Origin of the sequence: Bacillus sp. KICET-3 (genome assembly GCF_033261025.1) — a bacterium.
GTDB classification, from domain to species: Bacteria; Bacillota; Bacilli; order Bacillales; family Bacillaceae; genus Bacillus; species Bacillus sonorensis.
Map to the genome: position 1 here is coordinate 1,776,396 of NZ_CP137345.1, position 19,190 is coordinate 1,795,585.

A 19,190-nucleotide genomic window follows, 5' to 3' on the forward strand; every position below is an offset into this window, starting at 1 on the left:
CCTATCCATTAGGTTGTTATTTTTTTCAGGGCCGTCTCACAAAAATGATAAGGGGGATAAAAGATGCTGAAAAACCGAAACATCTTGCTGTGCGTAAGCGGAGGGATCGCGGTCTACAAAGCGGCCGCATTGACGAGCAAGCTTGTGCAGGCAGGGGCAAATGTCAAAGTCATCATGACGAAATCCGCCTGTGAATTTGTTTCCCCGCTCACCTTTCAGGCGCTCTCGCGTCATGACGTGTATACCAATACATTTGAAGAGCCGGATCCGCGCGTCATCGCCCACATCGATGCTGCTGATTGGGCAGACCTTGTGATTGTTGCTCCGGCAACGGCCAATGTGATCGGAAAACTCGCCTCAGGCATCGCCGATGATATGCTGACGACGACGCTTTTGGCAACGACAGCGCCGGTATGGATCGCTCCGGCGATGAATGTCCATATGTATGGCCATCCGGCCGTCAAACGGAATATCGAGACTCTCCATCAAGACGGCTACCGGTTTATTGAGCCGAGTGAAGGGTACCTTGCATGCGGATATGTCGGCAAAGGCAGACTGGAAGAGCCGGAGCGGATCGTCGAATTGGCTGAAGAGTATTTTTCAGGCGGACAGACCGGGCCGCTGCACGGAAAACACGTTGTGGTCACAGCAGGTCCGACAAGAGAGAAAATCGATCCCGTCCGCTTTTTCTCAAACCGTTCGACAGGGAAAATGGGTTACGCCTTTGCTGAGGAAGCGGCAAGGCTCGGAGCCCGCGTGACATTGATTACCGGCCCGACGACGCTCGGAGATCCGGCAGGCGTCGATGTTGTCCATGTCCAATCAGCCGATGACATGTATCATGCGGTTTTATCTGTCTTCGAGGACAGCGATATTGTCGTGAAAACAGCGGCTGTTGCGGACTATACACCAAAAACCGTCCATGACCATAAAATGAAGAAGCAGGACGGCAGCCTGGTGATCGAGCTTGAAAGGACGAAGGATATTTTAAAAGAGCTCGGACAGCGGAAGATAAAGCAAATCCTGATCGGCTTTGCAGCGGAAACGCAGCAAGTGGAAGAATACGCCCGCAAAAAACTGGTATCGAAAAACCTCGATATGGTAGTCGCCAACAACATTGCGGTAGAAGGCGCCGGCTTTGGAACGGAAACCAATATTGTGACGGTTTATCATAAAAACGGAGAAAAGAAAGAACACCCTCTGATGACGAAACGGGAGGTCGCCGCAGAAATCTTGAAAGAAGCCGCAGAGCTTGCCGAACGGAGCGGAGCATCTTCATGAATTTTGCTGAAGTAATCGTCGATGTCACGACAAAGAATATGGACAGGCCGTTTGATTACCGCATCCCCGAGAAATGGAGAGGGATGATCCAAAAAGGAATGAGGGTGATCGTTCCTTTCGGCCCCCGGAAAATACAAGGGTTCGTCATCAATGTAAAAGAGACTTCAGAACTTAATGGGCGGACGGTCAAGGACATTGAGGAAATCCTTGACCTGACGCCCGTTTTGACGGAAGAGCTTCTCGAGCTGTCGGACTGGCTCACGGAAAAGACGCTTTCTTATAAAATCACGGCTTTGCAAGCGATGCTTCCGGCCGCGATGAAAGCGAAATACGCGAAAGAAATCAAAGTCATCGGAGATGAGCCGCTTCCAGAGCCATTAAAGAGCATGTTCTCAGCCAAAACGGCCCTATCTTATTCAGAGGTAGAAGATCACCGAACATTAAAGCTTATTCAGCGCCAGGTGCAAGCGGGAAACCTTGAAGTGACGTACAAGGTCAAGCAAAAAACGAGCAAGAAGATGCAGCGGACAATATCGGCCCTCTGCCCGAAAGCCGAGCTGAAAGAGGCGCTTGACGGACTTTCCCCGCAGGCTGTAAAGCAAAAAGCGATCCTCGAATATTTTATAGAAGGCGGGGAAGGGCTGACAGTGCCTGCCAAAGAACTTTTGGACAAAACCGGAGGGTCGTCCGCATCCTTAAAATCACTTTTAGAAAAAGGTCTGTTAATGGAAAGCGAGCAGGAGGTTTACAGAGATCCCTATCAGGACAGAATGTTCAAAAAAACCGAGCCGCTTCCGCTGACCGAAGACCAGGTGCATGCTTATGAAGCGATTACAGAAGCGGTGGAACACAATCGTCATGACGTGTTTCTTCTTCATGGTGTAACAGGAAGCGGCAAAACGGAAATCTATCTGCAATCGATAGAAAATGTGCTGAAGGCCGGAAAGGAAGCGATCGTCCTCGTTCCGGAAATTTCTCTGACCCCGCAGATGGTCCATCGTTTTAAAGGGCGGTTCGGCTCACAGGTAGCGGTGCTCCACAGCGGTCTTTCAACCGGAGAAAAATATGATGAATGGCGGAAAATCCACCGCAAGGAAGTCCGTCTTGTCGTAGGGGCGCGGTCGGCGATTTTCGCCCCTTTTGAAAATCTGGGCATGATCATCATTGATGAGGAACATGAAACATCCTATAAACAGGAGGAAATGCCGAGATACCATGCGAAAGAAGCGGCGATTAAACGGGCCGAATACCATCGGTGTCCGGTTGTCCTCGGGAGTGCAACGCCGACGCTTGAATCATTTGCAAGAGCAAAAAAAGGCGTGTACAAGCTTCTTTCCCTCAAACAGCGCGTCAACAGCCAGGTCATGCCGGATGTGTCTCTCGTCGATATGAGAGAGGAATTGAGAAGCGGAAACCGCTCGATGTTTTCCAAAGCGTTAATGGAAGAACTTGAAAAAACGCTGGAAAAAGGCGAGCAGGCGGTTCTGTTTTTAAACAAGAGGGGCTATTCCTCCTTTGTGATGTGCAGAGACTGCGGGTACGTCATCCAATGTCCGCATTGTGAAATTTCCCTGACATACCATAGATTCGGACAGCGCTTGAAATGCCACTACTGCGGCTTTGAAACGGGAATGCCGTCAAGCTGCCCGGAATGCAGAAGCGAGCATATCCGCTATTTTGGAACAGGGACGCAGCGGGTCGAAGAAGAATTGACGAAAATCCTTCCGGCAGCAAGAGTGATCCGCATGGATGTTGACACAACATCCAGGAAAGGGGCGCATGAAAAGCTGCTGACAGCCTTTGGAAAAGGAGAAGCCGATATTTTGCTCGGCACGCAGATGATCGCCAAAGGCCTCGACTTTGAAAACGTCACGCTCGTCGGTGTGCTGAGCGCAGACACAATGCTGCACATCCCGGATTTCAGGGCCGCTGAAAAGACGTTTCAGCTGATGACGCAAGTCAGCGGGAGAGCGGGCCGCCATGAGAAGCCGGGCAGGGTGATCATCCAAACGTATACACCGTCACACTACAGCATTCAGCTGACGAAAACGCATGATTATGAAGCGTTTTTTCAGCAGGAGATGCTGCACAGAAGAGAACAGGCCTATCCGCCGTATTATTATTTGGCTCTTATCACCGTGTCCCACGAAGAGGTCGCCAAAACGGCTCTCGTCACAGAAAAAATCGCCCAATATTTAAAAGCGAACATTTCCAATGACGCAAAAATCCTCGGGCCTGTCGCTTCGCCGATCGCAAGGATCAAGGATAGATATCGCTACCAATGCGTGATAAAATACAAACAGGAAAACCAGCTTACATCTTTGCTGAAAAACATCATGGATCATTACAAGCGCGATATTGAACAAAAGCAATTGACGATATCGATCGATATGAATCCTTATATGATGATGTAGAATACAACCTGATGGAGGGCTTTTAGATTGACAGTAAAACCGATCGTGACGTACCCGGCGGCTGTTCTCGAAACACCTGCCGAGCCCGTTGCGGCTTTTGATAAATCATTAAAAAAACTACTTGATAACATGTATGATACAATGCTTGAACTGGACGGCGTCGGACTCGCCGCCCCGCAAATCGGCGTCTCCAAAAGAGCGGCCGTCGTCGATATCGGCGATGAAACGGGGAGAATCGACCTCGTCAATCCCGAGGTTCTCGAGGAACGCGGCGAGCAAACGGGGCCTGAAGGCTGTTTAAGCTTTCCTGATCTGTACGGTGAGGTCACGCGGTCCGACTATGTAAAAGTCCGGGCTTTCGACCGCCGCGGCAAGCCGTTTACCATTGAAGCGGAAGGCTTTTTGGCAAGAGCGCTGCTTCATGAAATCGACCATTTGGACGGCATTTTATTTACGTCAAAAGCAACGCGCTACTATGATGCGGAAGAACTTGAGGAAATGGAAGGATGATTGGATGACAAGGATTGTTTTTATGGGAACGCCGGATTTTTCCGTTCCTGTGCTTAACACGCTGATCAAAGACGGATATGACGTGGTGGGCGTCGTCACACAGCCCGACCGTCCGAAGGGCAGAAAAAAAGTGCTGACACCCCCGCCGGTCAAAGAAGAAGCACTGCGCCACGGCATCCCCGTGCTTCAGCCGGAAAAAGTGAGAGAGGAACAGGAGACGGACAAAATTCTTGAGCTCAAGCCGGATTTGATCGTAACAGCGGCTTTCGGGCAGATCCTGCCGAAAAAGCTGTTGGATTATCCGGCATACGGCTGCATCAATGTCCATGCTTCCCTTCTGCCTGAGCTTCGCGGAGGAGCGCCGATCCACTACGCCATCCTTGAGGGCAAACAGAAAACAGGCGTGACGATTATGTACATGGTCGAAAAACTTGATGCCGGAGATATGCTTTCAAAAGTGGAAGTTGACATCGAAGAGAATGATAATGTCGGCACGCTTCACGATAAACTGAGCAAAGCAGGGGCGGCGCTTCTTTCTGAAACGGTTCCGAAAGTCTTAGACGGCTCCGTGACTCCGGAAAAACAGGATGAAGAAAAAGCGACATATGCTCCGAACATTAAACGGGAACAAGAGCGGATCGACTGGTCAAAGCCCGGTGAGGTTCTGTACAACCAAGTCCGCGGCTTGCATCCTTGGCCTGTCGCCTACACCACCCTCGGCGGACAAATCCTGAAAGTGTGGGCCGCGCAAAAGGTTCCCGCTGCAGAACAAGCCGAGCCGGGAGAGATCATCACGATTGAAAAAGACGGCATCGTGGTTGCGTCTGGAAACGGCACTGCGCTGAAATTAACGGAAGTGCAGCCGGCCGGCAAAAAAAGAATGAAAGGCGAAGACTTCGTCAGGGGAGCGGATCTTCAAGCCGGAATGAAATTAGGTCATGACGATGAAAAAAAGTAATGTCAGGGAAACCGCGCTCGATACATTGATTAAACTCGATCAGAATCAGGCATACAGCAACCTGCTGCTCCAATCTGTCATGAAAACAAACGACCTAAACGACAAAGACAGGGGCCTCTTGACAGAATTAGTATACGGAACCCTTCAAAACAAGCTTGCCCTCGACTATATGCTGAAACCGTTCATTAAGAAGCCGGAAAAGGTAAAGCCATGGGTCATTCACCTGTTGAGAATGTCGCTGTACCAAATGGAATACCTGGAGAAAATTCCGGATCGGGCCGCACTGTTTGAAGCCGTTGAAATCGCGAAAAAACGCGGCCATAAAGGAATTTCTTCATTTGTCAATGGGGTTTTGCGTTCAATACAGCGGGAAGGCGTTCCTTCATTTGCGGAAATTGACGATCCGGTTAAGCGTCTCGCGGTTGAAACAAGCCATCCGGAGTGGCTTGTCAAAGAATGGACTGACGCCTACGGGTTTGAAGCGGCCGAACAAATTTGCCGGATTCACATGATCCCGCCAAAGCAGACGATCCGCGTCAACAAGCTGAAACACGACAGGGAAACGATGCTGCATCGCTTGCGTGAGGCTGGCATCAAGGCGGAAGAAGGCGACCTTTCCCCCGACGGCTTGAAGCTGTTAAAAGGGACCATTGCAACAAGCCCGTTTTTCAAAGAGGGAGACGTGACCATCCAGGATGAAAGCTCGATGCTCGTTGCCAGGGCGCTCGGACCAAAACCGGGGGAAACCGTGCTTGATGCGTGCGCCGCTCCCGGCGGAAAATCGACCCATATCGGCGAACTTCTTGAAAACACCGGAAAAGTCGTTTCCCTTGATCTGCACCGCCATAAAGTGAAGCTGATCCAGGAAGCGGCCGGCCGTCTGGGACTTACCAATATTGACACCCGGGCAATGGATGCCAGGAAAGCGGCTGAAGCGTTTCAGCCGGAGCAATTTGACCGGATACTCGTTGACGCGCCATGCTCAGGGTTTGGCGTTATTCGCAGAAAGCCGGATCTCAAATACAGCAAAACACCAGAAGACAGCGCCCGCCTTGCCGGCATCCAGCTCGCAATTTTAAAAGAGATCGCGCCTTTGCTGAAAAAAGGCGGCACACTGGTCTACAGCACTTGCACGATGGACCGGACGGAAAATGAACAAGTCATGCGGGCTTTTTTAGAAGAACATGATGAATTTGAAGCTGACACGACGATACGAGAGCGGCTGCCGGAAAAAGCGGCGCCTTATGTGCAAGGCGGAAGCATTCAAATTCTTCCCCATTATTTCGGTACAGACGGCTTCTTTATCTGCAGCATGAGAAAGAGGGATCACAATGATTGAATCAAAACGAAAAATAAGAAAAGAATTGCGGACTGAGAAACCGTCCATTTATTCTTTTGAAATAGATGACATCAAAAACTGGCTTGAAGAAAACGGTGAAAAGCCTTTCCGCGCAACACAAATATTTGAATGGCTTTATGACAAAAGAATCTCCTCATTTGATGAGATGACAAATCTTTCAAAAGAGCTTCGCACCAAGCTGAAAGAGCAGTTTGTCCTGACTACGCTGAAAACGGCCGTCAAGCAGACATCCCAGGACGGTACGATGAAATTTTTATTTGAACTTCATGACGGCTATACGATCGAAACCGTTTTAATGAGACATGATTATGGCAATTCTGTTTGTGTAACCACACAGGTCGGCTGCCGCATCGGCTGTACGTTTTGCGCGTCGACGCTCGGAGGTCTGAAACGGAACCTGGAAGCAGGGGAAATCGTCGCACAGGTTGTCAAAGTACAGCAGGCCCTTGATGAAACAGATGAACGCGTCAGCTCAATCGTCATCATGGGAATCGGCGAACCGTTCGATAATTTCCAGGAGATGCTCGCATTTTTAAAAATCGTCAACCATGATAAAGGACTGAATATCGGCGCACGCCATATTACGGTTTCAACGAGCGGCATCATTCCGAAAATCTACGAATTCGCAGATGAAAAGCTGCAAATCAACTTCGCGATTTCGCTGCATGCGCCAAACACCGAAATCAGAAGCCGGCTGATGCCGATCAACAGGGCCTACAAGCTGCCTGAGCTGATGAAGGCTGTCGAATACTACATCAAGAAAACCGGCAGAAGGGTCACCTTTGAATACGGGCTTTTCGGCGGAGTCAATGACCAGGTTGAACACGCGGAAGAGCTCGCCGAACTGTTAAAAGGAATCAAATGTCACGTCAATTTAATTCCGGTCAACTATGTACCTGAACGAGACTATGTCAGAACACCTAAAGACCAGATTTTCGCCTTTGAAAAAACATTAAAGTCTCACGGAGTGAATGTTACGATCAGAAGAGAGCAAGGCCATGATATTGACGCTGCCTGCGGACAGCTTCGTGCAAAGGAGCGAAAAGAAGAGACGAGGTGAATCAAGGTTGAAGACAGCCTTAAAAACAGACAGGGGAAAAATACGCCAGCACAATGAAGATGATGCCGGCATTTTTACAGAAAAAGAGGATCGGGTGCTGGCTGTTGTTTGCGACGGGATGGGAGGCCATCTTGCCGGCGATGTGGCCAGCAGGATGGCGGTCTCCGCCCTTCGAGCCGTCTGGGAGCAGACGAAAGATATTCCGGCTTTGCCCGCTGAAAGCGAAGCATGGCTAAAGGAGCAGATTACCGCCGTCAACCAGAAAATTTTCGACCATTCCAGGGCGCATGAAGAATGTCAGGGAATGGGGACGACGGTCGTCTGTGCCTTATATACGGGGAAAACGCTGACGGTCGCCCATATCGGAGACAGCCGCTGCTATTTATTGCATAACGAAAGCTTCACACAGCTGACCGAAGATCATTCGCTTGTCAATGAACTTGTGCGGACGGGAGGGATTTCAAAAGAAGACGCCGAACATCATCCGCGGAAAAACGTGCTGACAAAAGCGCTCGGCACTGATCCAGAAGTGGCGGTTGAGGCCCATTCTTTTGAAATAGAGCCCGGGGACAAAGTCTTATTATGTTCTGACGGCCTGACGAACAAGGTGGATGATGAGAAGCTGAAAGAAATGCTTCAATCTGCATCTTCCCTGGAGGAAAAGGCGGAGCAGCTTGTTCAGATGGCAAATGACAACGGCGGCGAAGACAACATTACAGTTGCATTGTTGGAGCTCCCTTCTCACATTGAAGAAGGTGAAGACAAGTGCTAATCGGCAAACGGATCAGCGGACGTTACCAAATCCTGCGCGCCATCGGCGGAGGGGGAATGGCTAACGTTTATTTAGCTGAGGACATCATACTCGATCGGGAAGTCGCGATTAAAGTGCTGCGGTTTGACTTCGTTCATGACGCCGATTTTATCAGGCGCTTCAGAAGGGAAGCCCAGTCCGCTGCCAGTCTTGACCATCCGAATATCGTCAGCATCTATGATGTCGGAGAAGAAGATGACATCTATTATATTGTGATGGAGTACGTAGAGGGGATGACCCTGAAAGAATACATAAACAAATGCGGCCCCCTTCATCCAAAGGAAGCGGTCCAGATTATGGAACAGATCGTTTCCGCCATTGCGCACGCCCATGATAATCAAATTGTTCACCGGGATATTAAGCCGCACAATATCCTGATTGACCATATGGGACATATTAAAGTCACCGATTTCGGCATCGCCATGGCTTTAAGCTCAACGACCATCACACATACCAACTCTGTTTTGGGCTCTGTTCATTACCTCTCGCCTGAGCAGGCGAGAGGCGGCTTGTCTACGAAAAAATCGGATATTTATTCACTCGGCATCGTGCTGTTTGAGCTATTAACCGCACGGACGCCGTTTGAAGGAGAGTCCGCGGTCAGCATCGCGCTCAAACATTTGCAATCGGAAACGCCTTCAGTGAAAAGGTGGAATCCGGCCGTTCCGCAAAGCCTGGAAAACATCGTGCTGAAAGCGATGGCCAAAGATCCGTTTCACCGCTATGAGGCGGCTGAAGATATGGAAAGCGATCTGAAGACGGCTTTTGATCCGGACAGAGTGACTGAAAAGAAATTTACGATACCGTCGGATGATGAAATGACAAAGGCGGTTCCCGTCATCAGAGATCTGCCGGACAATGGCGCCGGTCAGCACGATGCAGACGGGGCGGACGAGCCGGGCGAAGGCCCGGTTTTAACGAAAAAAGAAAAAAAGAAAAAAGCAAAAGCGGACAAGAAGAAAAAAAGAAAGAAATGGCCGATCGTTTTATTGACGCTGTTTTTCATCCTTGTCACGTCCATGGTCCTGGCGGTCACGGTGTTTCCTTCGCTATTTATGCCAAAAGACGTGAAGGTTCCCGATGTAGCCGGCCTTGAGTACGAAGAAGCTGTCACCCTCCTTGAAGGAGACGGATTCGCAGTTGATCCGAATGCCGAAGACATTGCCGACGAAAAAATCGAAGAAGGGCTGATCGTCAAATCCGATCCGGCAGCCGGCGAAGTTGTCAAGGAAGGCGCGACAGTCAAGCTTTATAAAAGTTCGGGCAAGGAGAAAAAAGAGGTGGATGATGTCGTCGGCCAGAACATCGACGCCGCCAAAACGCTGCTTGAACAAAAAGGCTTTAAACATGTCACAACCGAAGAGGTTCATGACGACGAGGAAGCGGGGACTGTCATCGAGCAGCAGCCGTCAGCGGGAACGGAAATCGTTCCTGGCGATGATGAGGTGAAATTAAAGGTCAGTCTCGGTCCTGAGGATATTGCTTTACGGGATTTAAAAACATACAGCAAACAGGCGGCTTCAGGTTATCTCGATGATCATCAGCTGGTCCTGGTGGAAAAGGAGGAACATTCTGACGAGGTTCCCGAAGGCCAGGTCATTAAGCAGAAACCGGCGGCCGGGACGTCCGTCAAGCCCGGAGATAAAATCGAGGTCACGTTTTCTCTTGGACCTGAAAAAAAACCGGTCAAAACAGTGACCGAAAAAATCGATATTCCTTATGAGCCGGATACACCGGGGGAAGAGCTGGATGTCCAGATCTCGATCGATGATGCGGAACACAGCATCTCAGACTCCTATGAAAACTTTAAAATCACGGCGCCTGCCGAGCGAACGATCAAATTCAAGATTGAACCCGGCCAAAAAGGGTATTATCAAGTGACGGTGAACGATAAAGTAGTCAGGTCAAAAACGATTGAATATCCTGATGATGAATAAGGGAGGTGCAATATGCCTGAGGGCAAAATCATTAAAGCATTAAGCGGCTTTTATTATGTGCTGGACGGAGACAGCGTCATTCAGTGCAGGGGGAGAGGGATTTTCAGAAAAAACAAAGTCACTCCGCTGGTCGGCGATGATGTCGTCTACCAGGCTGACAACGATAAGGAAGGCTACCTTCTCGAGATTAAGGAAAGAATCAATGAATTGGTACGGCCGCCCATCAGCAATGTCGATCAGGCTGTCCTTGTATTTTCAGCAAAAGAGCCGAATTTCAGTACGTCGTTGCTGGATCGTTTCCTGGTGCTTGTCGAGGCAAAGGACATTCAACCGATCATCTGCATTACGAAAATGGATTTGGCTGAGGGTGAGATAGAAGACCAGATCCGGCGCTATGCCGAAGATTATCGGAAGATCGGCTACCATGTTTATTTAACATCAACCAAACACGGAAGCGGCATAGAAGAGATTATTCCTCATTTTAAAGACAGCATTACCGTTTTTGCCGGCCAGTCCGGCGTGGGGAAATCTTCCCTTTTGAATGCGATCAGCCCGGACTTGGAATTGAAAACCGCCGGCATTTCCGCCTACCTTGGAAGAGGAAAGCATACGACGCGCCATGTCGAACTGATTCATACGGGCGGCGGTCTTGTTGCAGATACGCCGGGCTTCAGTTCACTCGAGTTTACGGGAATTGAAGCCGAAGATCTGGGATATACATTTTTGGAAATCGGCGAAAAGAGCGCAGAATGCAAATTCCGCGGGTGCCTGCATATAAAAGAGCCGAATTGCGCCGTTAAAAAAGCGGTGGAAAGCGGAGACATCCCTTCATACCGCTATGACCATTATGTTGAATTTTTAACAGAGATAAAAGATAGAAAGCCGAGGTATTAAGATATGGTATATGTTGCTCCTTCGATTCTTTCAGCTGACTTTGCCCGTTTAGGAGAAGAAATTAAAGATGTCGATCAAGGCGGCGCTGATTTCATCCATATTGATGTGATGGACGGACATTTTGTTCCAAACCTGACGATCGGCCCGCTCGTTGTCGAAGCGGTTCGTCCGATCACAAAACTGCCGCTCGATGTCCACTTGATGATTGAACAGCCTGATCGTTATATTCCCGCCTTTGCAAAAGCGGGTGCAGACATTCTTTCCGTTCATGTTGAAGCCTGTCCCCATCTCCATCGGACGATCCAGCTGATCAAGGAACAAGGCGTCAAAGCGGGAGTCGTGTTAAATCCTCATACGCCTGTTCAACAGATTGAACATGTGCTGGAGGACCTTGACCTTGTATTATTGATGACGGTCAATCCGGGCTTTGGCGGACAATCGTTCATATCTTCGGTTGTTCCGAAAATCAGGCAAGTCAAGGAACTTGCCGAAGAGAAAGGGCTTTCCGGGCTTTTGATCGAGGTTGACGGCGGCGTCAACAAAAAGACGGCGGCGCAATGTATCGAAGCGGGCGCGAACCTGCTTGTGGCAGGCTCTGCAATATACAATGAAAAAGACCGGAAAAAAGCTATTTCCGAAATAAAAGGAGCGCTTGACTAAAAATGTTCGGGCGCATTCAGCCAAAAAAAAGAGCCGGCCATTCGCTGTGCTCTTTTTTAGAACGGGCTAAAGGAAGGATACACCCATCATGAACATCAATATTGTGGCCGGAGGGCCCGAGCATCTCATCCCGGATTTGTCTCGGTACCGCGAAAAGGATGCATTTTGGATCGGCGTCGACAGGGGCGCTGTGACACTTTTGGATAGAGGAATCATTCCGGATGAAGCATTCGGCGATTTTGACAGCATCACACCGGAGCAAAAGCAAGCCATTGAAGAAGCCGCACCCCGCCTCCATATCTATCAAGCCGAGAAGGACAAGACGGATTTGGATCTGGCTCTCAGCTGGGCTGTCAAGCAGGAACCGGCATTCATCAGGATGTTCGGCATCTCGGGAGGCAGAGCCGATCATTTTCTCGGAAATCTGCAGCTGCTTCATCAAGCGGCAGAGAGCAGGATCAACGCGGTGATGATCGACCGCCAAAACACGATCAGCTTGTTTCCCCCCGGTTCTTATACCGTTACACGCGATCAGACGAAGCCTTATATTTCATTCCTGCCGTTTACAGAAACGGTCAAAAACCTTTCTCTCGAAGGATTTAAGTATTCTTTAAATAAGTGTCATATTGCACTTGGTTCTACACTATGTATTAGTAACGAACTCATCCGATCACAAGGTGCTTTTTCGTTTACAGAAGGCATATTAATAATGATAAGAAGCACTGATTAAAATATCCTGGCTGCCCGCTTGAGCGGATGCTTAGGGATCCGGTTGTCAGAAAAGACCTGGCGATACATGCGGTTTGCGGGACTCTTGAGGAGGGAACGGAATGAAATTTTATACGATTAAATTACCGAAATTTTTGGGGGGAATTGTCCGGGCAATGCTGGGCTCGTTTCGCAAAGATTGACATTCGCCCAGGTTCCCGGACCAAAAAAGAATGTAAAAACGCCTGCCCTAAACAACAAAGTCGCTTTGGGCAGGCGTTTATTTTGTCTTATACACGCTCAACTTTTCCAGATTTCAAAGCTCGAGCAGATACATATACTTTTTTAGGCTTGCCGTTCACAAGAATACGCACTTTTTGAACGTTGGCGCCCCAAGTGCGTTTAGAAGCGTTCATTGCGTGAGAACGAGCATTGCCAGAACGTGTTTTTCTGCCTGTAACAACGCATTTACGTGCCATTTGTTTCCCTCCTAACTCTCAAAAAAACATCATCATTCTTTATCATTTGATCATTTGTGATGCTTCAGATACTTTAATAATTTAACACAGCTGAAAACCGTTTGCAACTATTGATTACTCTCCTTTCAAGAATAATTCCTTGACAACTTGAAAAATTACCCCCGCTGTAGTATAAGTAGGGTTGGGTCTAGAGGGAAGCTTACCTGTTCTTTAAAAAAGAAGGTCCTTATAGTAGAATGATGATAACTCGGTCAAAGAGACTCAAAAAGGAGGAACCGACGTGTCCATTGAATTTCGAACAAAATACGGACAGATTGATATATCAAATGAAGTCATCGCCATGGTTGCCGGAGGGGCGGCGATTGACTGCTACGGGATCGTAGGTATGGCATCCAAGAACCAAATTAAAGACGGGCTGACTGAAATCCTCAGAAAAGAGAACTTCAGCCGGGGCGTTATTGTTCGTCAGGAAGAAGACCGCATTCACATTGACATGTACATCATCGTCAGCTACGGAACAAAAATTTCTGAAGTGGCGCACAATGTTCAAACAAAAGTCAAATACACGCTGGATCAGACAACAGGTCTCGCAGTTGATTCCGTAAACATTTATGTACAAGGAGTACGAGTGACGAACCCGTAGTTAGGAGGAAAACAAGAGTGTCTATACGAAACTTAGATGGGAAGGCCTTTGCAGAAATGGTTCTGTACGGAGCGCGCCATCTGTCCCAAAACGCAAATGTGGTTGATGCGTTAAACGTTTTTCCTGTTCCGGACGGAGATACAGGAACAAATATGAATTTATCGATGACATCCGGTGCAAAAGAAGTGGAGCAAATCGATACGGAAAATATCGGCAAAGTGGCTGCAAGCCTTGCAAAAGGGCTGCTGATGGGAGCGCGTGGAAATTCGGGCGTTATTTTATCGCAGCTGTTCAGAGGTTTTGGAAAGTCGATCGAACAGAAAAGCAAAATCGACGCAAAGGAATTTGCCGCTGCGTTTCAGGCCGGAGTCGACACCGCCTATAAAGCGGTCATGAAACCTGTAGAAGGTACGATTTTGACGGTTGCGAAAGACGCTGCCAAAAAAGCTGTGGACACCGCTCAAACTGAAACCGATATCATCGCTGTCATGGAAGCCGTTGTCCGCGAAGCGGAGGCTTCACTGGAGCGGACGCCGGAGCTTCTGCCTGTTTTGAAGGAAGTCGGCGTTGTTGACAGCGGGGGCAAAGGACTGCTGTTTGTATATGAAGGATTTCTTGCTTCTTTAAAAGGAGAAAAGCTTTCAGAAAAGGTGGCGCTTCCATCGCTGGACGACCTCGTCAGCGCCGAACATCATAAAAACGCTCAAAGCCATATGAACACGGAGGACATCGAATTCGGCTATTGCACGGAATTCATGGTAAAGCTTGATCAGGACAAAAAAAGCTTTAAAGAAGACGCATTCCGCCAGGATTTAAGCCGCTTCGGAGATTCGCTGCTCGTCGTTTCCGACGAGAACCTTGCAAAAGTGCACATTCATGCTGAATATCCGGGAGAAGTCCTGACGTATGCGCAAAAGTACGGCAGTCTGATCAATATGAAAATCGAAAATATGAGAGAACAGCACAGCGCGATTCTCAGCCAGTCCAAGCAAGAAGCCGTCAAGGCCCCTGCTGAAAAACAGCCGTACGGCATTGTCACCGTGGCGATGGGCGAAGGAATTGCCGAACTTTTCAAAAGCATTGGCGCCACAGCCGTGATAGAGGGCGGCCAGACGATGAATCCGAGCACAGAAGACATCGTGCAGGCGATCCGGGATGCCAATGCGGATACAGTCGTGATTCTGCCGAATAATTCAAACATCGTCATGGCGGCCAACCAGGCGGCTGATGTCGCCGATCAAAACGTGATCGTCGTCCCGACAAAGACCGTTCCCCAAGGAATGGCCGCATTGCTTGCATTTAATCCGGCCGCAAACGCGGAAGAAAATGAAGCAAATATGCTTGAAGCGACCACTCATGTCAAAAGCGGACAAATCACATACGCCGTCAGAGATACGAACATCGACGGCATCGACATCAAAAAAGGCGACTTTATGGGCATTTTAAATGGAAAGATCGTTGAAACCGCGGCCGAACAATTAACGGCAGCGAAAAAGCTGATAGCGGAAATGGTCGATGAGGACACTGAAATCGTAACGATCATTAAGGGAGAAGATGCTTCAGAAGAAGAAGCCGAAGAGCTCGCCGGCCATATCAGCGAAGCATTTGAAGATGTTGAAGTGGAAATTCACGACGGAAAACAGCCGCTGTATTCGTATATTTTGGCTGCGGAATAATGATTGAGCAGAAGGGTGTTTTGAAAAGCCCTTCTCTTCTTTTGGCTTTTTTTAAGAGTATTCGCGCTGCTTGCCAATTGATGATTGATCGATTAGTCTAAAAAAAACGGCTGTTTTCTGCCGCGCATCACGGTGAAATCTGTGAAACATAAAAGGGGGATACGGATGAAGTACAGAAGTGTGTTTGATATTATCGGGCCCGTCATGATCGGTCCGTCAAGCTCGCATACGGCCGGCGCTGCCAGAATCGGCAGGGTCGCCAGAAGCGTATTTGGAAGAGAGCCGAAAAAAATCGTCGTTTCATTATACGGTTCTTTTGCCGAAACATATAAAGGCCATGGAACAGATGTGGCGATCATCGGCGGACTTTTAGATTTTGATACATTTGATGAAAGAATTAAAGACTCCATCCGCCTTGCCGAGGAAAAGGGAATTGACATCGAGTTCCGTGAAGAGGAAGCGGTACCCAAACATCCGAATACAGCCCGCCTTCTTATTTCCGATGATCAAGGTTCCCTTGAACTTGCAGGTATTTCGATCGGCGGGGGAAAAATAGAAATTATCGAGCTTAACGGCTTTGAGCTCAGATTGTCGGGAAATCATCCCGCCATTTTAGTCGTCCATAATGACCGGTACGGAACGATTGCAGGCGTTGCCAATGTACTGGCGAAATTTGCAATAAACATCGGCCATATGGAAGTGGCCCGCAAAGATATCGGCCAGGAAGCGCTGATGACAATCGAGGTCGACCAAGCGATCGATCCGGCCGTATTTGAAGAACTGAGAGCGCTGCCGAATATCATCGAAGTGACGCAGATCGCTGACTAAAAGGACAGGGAAGAGGGAGATTACATGTTTCGAAATGTGAAAGAATTGATTCAGCTGACAAAAGAGAAAAACGTCTCCATCTCAGAAATCATGATTACCCAGGAAATCGCGGTGTCAGGCCGGACGAGGGAAGAGATTTTCAAACAGATGGAGGCTAACTTGGACGTGATGGAAGCTGCTGTGCAAAAGGGCATCAGCGGCGTTCAGTCTCATTCCGGTTTAACAGGCGGGGACGCCGTCAAGCTGCATGCGTATCTTACATCAGGTAAAGGGCTGTCCGGAGATGTGATTTTAGATGCCGTCAGCAAAGCGGTTGCAACCAACGAAGTCAATGCGGCTATGGGGACGATTTGTGCGACGCCGACGGCAGGATCCGCAGGCGTCGTTCCGGGGACCCTGTTCGCTGTCAAAGACAAGCTTCATCCGACAAAGGAACAGATGGTCCGCTTTTTATTCACCTCGGGCGCGTTCGGATTTGTCGTTGCCAACAATGCGAGCATCTCGGGAGCAGCCGGCGGGTGCCAGGCTGAAGTCGGGTCGGCCTCCGGAATGGCGGCGGCGGCCATCGTCGAAATGGCGGGAGGAACGCCTGAACAGTGCGCCGAAGCGATGGCGATCGCTTTGAAAAACGTGCTCGGCCTTGTTTGCGATCCTGTCGCCGGCCTTGTCGAGGTTCCATGTGTCAAACGAAATGCGATGGGAGCGGCGAATGCAATGGTTGCCGCAGATATGGCGCTTGCCGGTATCACAAGCCGCATTCCGTGTGATGAAGTCATTGATGCGATGTATAAAATCGGCCAAACGATGCCGACGGCCTTGAGAGAGACGGGCCGGGGCGGACTCGCCGCAACCCCGACAGGAAAAGAATTGGAGAAAAAAATATTCGGAGGGGCGTCATCTGCACGTGAAAAACAATCTGCAAAATAGTATATCTGTTATAAAAGGAATCGGGACGGAAACGGAAAAAACGCTGAATGAGCTTGGGATCTACGATATTTCCGATCTTTTGAACTACTTCCCGTACCGATATGACGATTATGAATTGCGCGATTTGGAAGAAGTGGCACATGAGGAAAGAGTGACGGTCGAAGGGAAGGTTCACAGCGAGCCTTCTCTTACCTATTACGGGAAAAAGCGGAGCCGTCTCACCTTTCGGCTTTTAGTCGGAAACTATTTAATCACGGCGGTCTGCTTTAACCGGCCGTATTTGAAAAAGAAGCTGGCCATCGGTTCGGTGGTCACCGTTTCAGGAAAATGGGACAAGCACAGGCAGTCCGTGATGGTCCAGGAACTGAAAAACGGCCCCCACAAGGAAGATCAGACGATAGAACCCGTCTATTCGGTAAAAGAAAATATAACGGTGAAGACGATGCGGAAATTGATTCAGGAAGCCGTCCGCACCCACCTGCAGCATGCCGAAGACCCACTCCCTGAAAAGCTCAGGCTCGCCTATAAGCTCCCCTCCTATCAGGATGCAGTCAAAGCGATCCACAAGCCGGAAACGAGGGAAGCGTTAAAGCAGGCGCGCCGCCGCTTTGTATATGAAGAATTTTTGCTGTTTCAGCTGAAAATGCAGGCGTTGCGAAAGTTTGAACGGGAGCAGTCCGACGGGATCAGGCATACTTTTAAACGTGAAGACGTAGATGCGTTTGTCAACAGCCTTCCATTTACATTGACGAACGCACAAGCGAAAGCCTTAAGCGAAATATTGAAAGATATGGCTTCCGATTACAAAATGAACCGGCTTTTGCAAGGTGACGTCGGTTCAGGCAAAACGGCCGTCGCCGCCATCGCCTTATATGCGTCCATATTGTCCGGCTTTCAGGGGGCGCTGATGGTGCCGACAGAAATACTGGCCGAACAGCATGCGGACTCATTGGTCTCCCTGTTTGAAAACCTGGATGTCAATGTCGCGCTTTTGACAAGCTCTGTGAAAGGGAAAAGAAGACGGGAGCTATTGGCAAGATTACAAGAAGGCGAGATTGATATTTTGGTGGGGACGCATGCCCTGATCCAGGATGATGTGCATTTTAAACAGCTCGGCCTCGTCATTACGGACGAGCAGCATCGTTTTGGCGTCGAACAGCGAAAAAAATTGAGAAGCAAAGGAAAGGACCCGGACGTTCTGTTTATGACGGCGACGCCGATTCCAAGAACATTGGCGATCACCGTGTTTGGAGAAATGGATGTGTCGATCATTGATGAAATGCCGGCCGGACGCAAGCGGATTGAGACATACTGGGTAAAGCACGACATGCTGGAGCGGATTCTCGCTTTTATTGAAAAAGAACTGAAAAAAGGCAGGCAGGCGTATGTCATCTGTCCGCTTATCGAAGAATCCGACAAGCTCGACGTGCAAAATGCAATCGATGTCCACAGCATGCTGACCCATGCGTTTAGAGGAAAATGGCAGATCGGGCTGATGCACGGGAAGCTGTCCAATGATGAAAAAGAACATGTGATGAGGCAGTTCAGCAGCAATAAATGCCAGATTCTTGTTTCGACAACCGTTGTTGAAGTCGGTGTCAACGTTCCGAATGCGACCGTCATGCTGATTTATGATGCAGACCGCTTCGGGCTGTCCCAGCTTCACCAGCTTCGCGGCCGGGTCGGGCGCGGCGACCATCAATCCTACTGCATCCTGATGGCCGATCCAAAATCCGAGACGGGCAAAGAGCGGATGAGCATCATGTCTGAAACGACGGATGGCTTTGAGCTTTCTGAAAAGGATTTGGAGCTGAGAGGTCCGGGTGATTTCTTCGGCAAAAAGCAAAGCGGGATGCCGGAGTTTAAAGTCGCCGATATGGTCCATGATTACCGCGCCCTTGAGACAGCCAGAAAAGACGCGGCAGAACTCGTCTCATCCCAGGCGTTCTGGACGGATGCCGAATACGCGGGGCTGCGGGAGCATTTGCAAAAAAGCGGAGTCATGGACGGGGAAAAGCTGAGCTGATGTGAAAACTTGTCGTGA

18 protein-coding genes are annotated in these 19,190 nt (G+C 49.3%); 17 read left to right on the forward strand and 1 reads right to left on the reverse strand.

Annotation, left to right across the window (positions count from 1 at the left end; translation table 11 throughout):
* Positions 1 to 63 precede the first annotated feature (63 nt).
* From coaBC to spoVM, 12 genes are all read left to right on the forward strand, one after another.
* Positions 64 to 1,281 (forward strand): bifunctional phosphopantothenoylcysteine decarboxylase/phosphopantothenate--cysteine ligase CoaBC, encoded by a 1,218-nt coding sequence (gene coaBC / locus R5H20_RS08985; protein ID WP_006638223.1) that lies wholly within the window; start codon positions 64 to 66, stop codon positions 1,279 to 1,281.
* Complete coding sequence (gene priA / locus R5H20_RS08990; RefSeq protein ID WP_006638222.1) at positions 1,278 to 3,695, forward strand: primosomal protein N'; 2,418 nt, start codon at positions 1,278 to 1,280, stop codon at positions 3,693 to 3,695. Before coaBC ends, priA begins: the two co-directional genes overlap by 4 nt.
* A gap of 27 nt (positions 3,696 to 3,722) precedes the next feature.
* Positions 3,723 to 4,205 carry a peptide deformylase gene (gene def / locus R5H20_RS08995; protein WP_006638221.1) on the forward strand — a complete coding sequence of 161 codons (483 nt, stop codon included), beginning with the start codon at positions 3,723 to 3,725 and terminating at the stop codon, positions 4,203 to 4,205.
* A gap of 4 nt (positions 4,206 to 4,209) precedes the next feature.
* Positions 4,210 to 5,163: a methionyl-tRNA formyltransferase gene (fmt, locus tag R5H20_RS09000; RefSeq protein WP_006638220.1), complete on the forward strand. Its 954-nt coding sequence runs from the start codon at positions 4,210 to 4,212 to the stop codon at positions 5,161 to 5,163.
* The gene (gene rsmB, locus R5H20_RS09005; RefSeq protein WP_006638219.1) at positions 5,150 to 6,502 is read left to right on the forward strand and encodes a 16S rRNA (cytosine(967)-C(5))-methyltransferase RsmB; all 1,353 of its coding nucleotides are present in this window, start codon (positions 5,150 to 5,152) and stop codon (positions 6,500 to 6,502) included. The genes fmt and rsmB overlap by 14 nt, the downstream gene beginning before the upstream one ends.
* Positions 6,495 to 7,583 (forward strand): dual-specificity RNA methyltransferase RlmN, encoded by a 1,089-nt coding sequence (rlmN, locus tag R5H20_RS09010; RefSeq protein WP_006638218.1) that lies wholly within the window; start codon positions 6,495 to 6,497, stop codon positions 7,581 to 7,583. Before rsmB ends, rlmN begins: the two co-directional genes overlap by 8 nt.
* 7 nt (positions 7,584 to 7,590) lie before the next feature.
* The gene (locus R5H20_RS09015; RefSeq protein ID WP_006638217.1) at positions 7,591 to 8,355 is read left to right on the forward strand and encodes a Stp1/IreP family PP2C-type Ser/Thr phosphatase; all 765 of its coding nucleotides are present in this window, start codon (positions 7,591 to 7,593) and stop codon (positions 8,353 to 8,355) included.
* Positions 8,349 to 10,331 (forward strand): Stk1 family PASTA domain-containing Ser/Thr kinase, encoded by a 1,983-nt coding sequence (gene pknB / locus R5H20_RS09020; RefSeq protein ID WP_006638216.1) that lies wholly within the window; start codon positions 8,349 to 8,351, stop codon positions 10,329 to 10,331. Before R5H20_RS09015 ends, pknB begins: the two co-directional genes overlap by 7 nt.
* Positions 10,332 to 10,343: 12 nt before the next feature.
* Entirely contained in the window at positions 10,344 to 11,225 is an 882-nt protein-coding gene (rsgA, locus tag R5H20_RS09025) for a ribosome small subunit-dependent GTPase A (RefSeq protein ID WP_006638215.1), read from the forward strand.
* Positions 11,226 to 11,228: 3 nt separating this feature from the next.
* A complete protein-coding gene (gene rpe / locus R5H20_RS09030) occupies positions 11,229 to 11,885 on the forward strand; it encodes a ribulose-phosphate 3-epimerase (RefSeq protein ID WP_006638214.1) in 657 nt (218 codons plus the stop codon).
* A gap of 85 nt (positions 11,886 to 11,970) precedes the next feature.
* Positions 11,971 to 12,615, forward strand: a complete 645-nt coding sequence (locus R5H20_RS09035) for a thiamine diphosphokinase (RefSeq protein ID WP_087962513.1) — start codon at positions 11,971 to 11,973, stop codon at positions 12,613 to 12,615.
* A gap of 100 nt (positions 12,616 to 12,715) precedes the next feature.
* Complete coding sequence (gene spoVM, locus R5H20_RS09040; RefSeq protein WP_003221545.1) at positions 12,716 to 12,796, forward strand: stage V sporulation protein SpoVM; 81 nt, start codon at positions 12,716 to 12,718, stop codon at positions 12,794 to 12,796.
* Positions 12,797 to 12,883: 87 nt separating this feature from the next.
* On the opposite strand, the gene rpmB is transcribed toward spoVM, so the two are convergent.
* The gene (gene rpmB / locus R5H20_RS09045) at positions 12,884 to 13,072 is read right to left on the reverse strand and encodes a 50S ribosomal protein L28 (protein ID WP_006638212.1); all 189 of its coding nucleotides are present in this window, start codon (positions 13,070 to 13,072) and stop codon (positions 12,884 to 12,886) included.
* Between the two features lie 280 nt (positions 13,073 to 13,352).
* Between rpmB and R5H20_RS09050 the strand changes: the two genes are divergently transcribed.
* From R5H20_RS09050 to recG, 5 genes are all read left to right on the forward strand, one after another.
* Positions 13,353 to 13,715 (forward strand): Asp23/Gls24 family envelope stress response protein, encoded by a 363-nt coding sequence (locus tag R5H20_RS09050; RefSeq protein ID WP_006638211.1) that lies wholly within the window; start codon positions 13,353 to 13,355, stop codon positions 13,713 to 13,715.
* Positions 13,716 to 13,732: 17 nt separating this feature from the next.
* On the forward strand, positions 13,733 to 15,391 hold the full coding sequence (locus R5H20_RS09055; protein WP_006638210.1) for a DAK2 domain-containing protein: 1,659 nt from the start codon (positions 13,733 to 13,735) through the stop codon (positions 15,389 to 15,391).
* A gap of 165 nt (positions 15,392 to 15,556) precedes the next feature.
* Positions 15,557 to 16,219 carry an L-serine ammonia-lyase, iron-sulfur-dependent subunit beta gene (sdaAB, locus tag R5H20_RS09060; RefSeq protein WP_006638209.1) on the forward strand — a complete coding sequence of 221 codons (663 nt, stop codon included), beginning with the start codon at positions 15,557 to 15,559 and terminating at the stop codon, positions 16,217 to 16,219.
* Between the two features lie 24 nt (positions 16,220 to 16,243).
* Positions 16,244 to 17,146 (forward strand): L-serine ammonia-lyase, iron-sulfur-dependent, subunit alpha, encoded by a 903-nt coding sequence (gene sdaAA, locus R5H20_RS09065; RefSeq protein ID WP_006638208.1) that lies wholly within the window; start codon positions 16,244 to 16,246, stop codon positions 17,144 to 17,146.
* On the forward strand, positions 17,124 to 19,172 hold the full coding sequence (gene recG, locus R5H20_RS09070) for an ATP-dependent DNA helicase RecG (RefSeq protein ID WP_006638207.1): 2,049 nt from the start codon (positions 17,124 to 17,126) through the stop codon (positions 19,170 to 19,172). The genes sdaAA and recG overlap by 23 nt, the downstream gene beginning before the upstream one ends.
* Positions 19,173 to 19,190: the final 18 nt, after the last annotated feature.

Excerpts from the sequence above, each read along its gene's own strand:
- coaBC (WP_006638223.1), top strand. The coding sequence starts at position 64 with ATGCTGAAAAACCGAAACATCTTGCTGTGCGTAAGCGGAGGGATCGCG.
- priA (WP_006638222.1), top strand. The coding sequence starts at position 1,278 with ATGAATTTTGCTGAAGTAATCGTCGATGTCACGACAAAGAATATGGAC.
- fmt (WP_006638220.1), top strand. The coding sequence starts at position 4,210 with ATGACAAGGATTGTTTTTATGGGAACGCCGGATTTTTCCGTTCCTGTG.
- rsmB (WP_006638219.1), top strand. The coding sequence starts at position 5,150 with ATGAAAAAAAGTAATGTCAGGGAAACCGCGCTCGATACATTGATTAAA.
- rlmN (WP_006638218.1), top strand. The coding sequence starts at position 6,495 with ATGATTGAATCAAAACGAAAAATAAGAAAAGAATTGCGGACTGAGAAA.
- rsgA (WP_006638215.1), top strand. The coding sequence starts at position 10,344 with ATGCCTGAGGGCAAAATCATTAAAGCATTAAGCGGCTTTTATTATGTG.
- rpe (WP_006638214.1), top strand. The coding sequence starts at position 11,229 with ATGGTATATGTTGCTCCTTCGATTCTTTCAGCTGACTTTGCCCGTTTA.
- spoVM (WP_003221545.1), top strand. The coding sequence starts at position 12,716 with ATGAAATTTTATACGATTAAATTACCGAAATTTTTGGGGGGAATTGTC.
- rpmB (WP_006638212.1), bottom strand. The coding sequence starts at position 13,072 with ATGGCACGTAAATGCGTTGTTACAGGCAGAAAAACACGTTCTGGCAAT.
- sdaAB (WP_006638209.1), top strand. The coding sequence starts at position 15,557 with ATGAAGTACAGAAGTGTGTTTGATATTATCGGGCCCGTCATGATCGGT.
- sdaAA (WP_006638208.1), top strand. The coding sequence starts at position 16,244 with ATGTTTCGAAATGTGAAAGAATTGATTCAGCTGACAAAAGAGAAAAAC.